This window comes from Rossellomorea orangium (assembly GCF_019334305.1).
Taxonomy (GTDB): Bacteria; Bacillota; Bacilli; order Bacillales; family Bacillaceae_B; genus Rossellomorea.
In genome coordinates, this window is the sequence record NZ_JAHWGH010000027.1 from 2,263 (window position 1) to 2,598 (window position 336).

The window sequence follows — 336 nt, forward strand, 5'->3', positions numbered from 1 at the left end:
GCGGAAGTAAAATAAACTTCATTGGTTTTATCATTAAGCCAAATATTCAGTAGATTCGTGGCGGTGTAGCTCAGCTGGCTAGAGCGTACGGTTCATACCCGTGAGGTCGGGGGTTCGATCCCCTCCGCCGCTATTACATGATACATAATGAACGATTATAAGGACCCTTAGCTCAGTTGGTTAGAGCAGACGGCTCATAACCGTCCGGTCGTAGGTTCGAGTCCTACAGGGTCCATTATACGGAGGAATACCCAAGTCCGGCTGAAGGGATCGGTCTTGAAAACCGACAGGGGTGTAACAGCCCGCGGGGGTTCGAATCCCCCTTCCTCCTCCATA

Annotated in this window: 3 tRNA genes; all 3 read left to right on the top strand. The window is 50.9% G+C overall.

Going from position 1 to position 336, the window contains the following annotated elements:
* Positions 1-59: 59 nt before the first annotated feature.
* The 3 genes from KYJ26_RS22820 to KYJ26_RS22830 all read left to right on the top strand — a co-directional run bounded on the left by KYJ26_RS22820 (position 60) and on the right by KYJ26_RS22830 (position 334).
* Positions 60-133, top strand: a tRNA-Met gene (locus KYJ26_RS22820).
* A 28-nt stretch (positions 134-161) separates the two neighbouring features.
* Positions 162-235: transfer RNA gene (locus KYJ26_RS22825), tRNA-Ile, on the top strand.
* A gap of 6 nt (positions 236-241) precedes the next feature.
* Positions 242-334: transfer RNA gene (locus KYJ26_RS22830), tRNA-Ser, on the top strand.
* Positions 335-336 lie beyond the last annotated feature (2 nt).